2 rRNA genes (1 of these 2 cut by a window edge) are annotated in these 2500 nt (G+C 54.6%); both read left to right on the top strand.

What is annotated here, in order from left to right:
* Nucleotides 1–2044: ribosomal RNA gene (locus tag K5R33_RS18920) — 23S ribosomal RNA — on the top strand; it begins 818 nt to the left of the window's first position.
* Nucleotides 2045–2237: 193 nt separating this feature from the next.
* Nucleotides 2238–2352 (top strand): 5S ribosomal RNA (gene rrf / locus K5R33_RS18915).
* Nucleotides 2353–2500: the final 148 nt, after the last annotated feature.

The raw sequence follows: 2500 nt of genomic DNA, 5'->3' as shown, positions 1-2500 counted from the left end.
GGAGATAGCTGGTTCTCCGCGAAATCTATTTAGGTAGAGCGTCATCCGAATACCCCGGGGGGTAGAGCACTGGATGGGTAATGGGGCCCCACAGGCTTACTGATCCTAACCAAACTCCGAATACCCGGGAGTACTAGATGGCAGACACACGGCGAATGCTAACGTCCGTCGTGAAGAGGGAAACAACCCTGACCTCCAGCTAAGGCCCCTAATTCATGGCTAAGTGGGAAAGCAGGTGGGACGACCAAAACAACCAGGAGGTTGGCTTAGAAGCAGCCATCCTTTAAAGATAGCGTAACAGCTCACTGGTCTAAATAAGTTGTCCTGCGGCGAAGATGTAACGGGGCTCAAGCCATGAGCCGAAGCTGAGGATGCACATAGTGCATGGTAGCGGAGCGTAGTGTGACATAGAGCTATGCTTGTTTATCGCCTGGATACGAGGCGCGGAAACGCGCTCAAGTAGCCGGAGGCGGTAGCGCAAGCAAAGCTCTTTCGATGAAGCCCGGGCGTGAGCCATCGGGTGGAGAGATCACTAGCGAGAATGATGACATGAGTAGCGACAAACAGGGTGAGAGACCCTGTCGCCGAAAGTCCAAGGGTTCCTGCTTAAAGCTAATCTGAGCAGGGTAAGCCGACCCCTAAGGCGAGGCCGAAAGGCGTAGTCGATGGGAACCAGGTTAATATTCCTGGGCCATGAGGTGGTGACGGATCTCGAAGGTTGTTCATCCTTATCGGATTGAATGGGCAGCTTAGAGGTTCCTGGAAATAGCCCCTCTATAAGATCGTACCCGAAACCGACACAGGTGGACTGGTAGAGAATACCAAGGCGCTTGAGAGAACGATGTTGAAGGAACTCGGCAAAATACCTCCGTAAGTTCGCGAGAAGGAGGCCCAGTTTCTAGGCAACTAGTGGCTGGGGGCACAAACCAGGGGGTGGCGACTGTTTACTAAAAACACAGGGCTCTGCGAAGTCGCAAGACGACGTATAGGGTCTGACGCCTGCCCGGTGCCTGAAGGTTAAAAGGAGGAGTGCAAGCTCTGAATTGAAGCCCAGGTAAACGGCGGCCGTAACTATAACGGTCCTAAGGTAGCGAAATTCCTTGTCGGGTAAGTTCCGACCTGCACGAATGGCGTAACGACTTCCCCGCTGTCTCCAACATCGACTCAGCGAAATTGAATTACCTGTCAAGATGCAGGTTACCCGCGGTTAGACGGAAAGACCCCGTGCACCTTTACTACAGCTTCAGACTGGTATCAGGCCAGGCATGTGCAGGATAGGTGGTAGGCTTCGAAGCAGGGACGCCAGTCCCTGTGGAGCCACCCTTGAGATACCACCCTTGCCTCGCTTGATATCTAACCGCGGTCCGTCATCCGGATCCGGGACCCTCTGTGGCGGGTAGTTTGACTGGGGCGGTCGCCTCCTAAAGAGTAACGGAGGCGCGCGAAGGTTGGCTCAGAGCGGTCGGACATCGCTCGTTGAGTGCAATGGCAGAAGCCAGCCTGACTGCGAGACTGACAAGTCGAGCAGAGTCGAAAGACGGCCATAGTGATCCGGTGGTCCCAAGTGGGAGGGCCATCGCTCAACGGATAAAAGGTACGCCGGGGATAACAGGCTGATGATGCCCAAGAGTCCATATCGACGGCATCGTTTGGCACCTCGATGTCGGCTCATCTCATCCTGGGGCTGGAGCAGGTCCCAAGGGTACGGCTGTTCGCCGTTTAAAGAGGTACGTGAGCTGGGTTTAGAACGTCGTGAGACAGTTCGGTCCCTATCTTCCGTGGGTGTAGGATACTTGAGAGGAGTTGCCCCTAGTACGAGAGGACCGGGGTGAACGATCCACTGGTGGACCAGTTGTCATGCCAATGGCAGTGCTGGGTAGCTATGATCGGACAGGATAACCGCTGAAGGCATCTAAGCGGGAAGCCCCCCTCAAAACAAGGTATCCCTGAGGACCGTGGCAGACTACCACGTCGATAGGCCGGAGATGTAAGCGCAGCAATGCGTTCAGTTGACCGGTACTAATTGTCCGATAGGCTTGATTTGATCCAGTAGAAGACAGGCAAACGCCTGACTGGCAAAAGCATACACCACAAAAACAGTCTGCTTGACTTGGAAACAAACGATGTGATCCGGCTGCACCAGGTTCCTAACCGTGCACGACCGCGCCTGCTACGCAGACGCTCATCGTGCGCAATCCAAAGAAACACACCGGGCGCAGCCAGGTGTGTTTCTTTGGATTGGTGGTCATAGCGCAAGCAAAACACCCGGTCCCATCCCGAACCCGGCCGTTAAGTGCTGCAGCGCCAATGGTACTGCGTCTCAAGACGTGGGAGAGTAGGTCACCGCCAATCCTAAAAAATACACCACATAAAAAATCTCTCTGAACGACAAAACACCACAAAATACGACCCGCTCAACCGCCCACACACAGGGCAGGGCCAAAAAGAACGGGGCATAATGACCGTGCCGACAGGGACGGGGAACTCATCGCCTAACCTG

Source organism: Jannaschia pagri (assembly GCF_019655435.1).
GTDB classification, from domain to species: domain Bacteria; phylum Pseudomonadota; class Alphaproteobacteria; order Rhodobacterales; family Rhodobacteraceae; genus Jannaschia; species Jannaschia pagri.
This window is presented reverse-complemented; position numbering and strand designations above follow the sequence as displayed.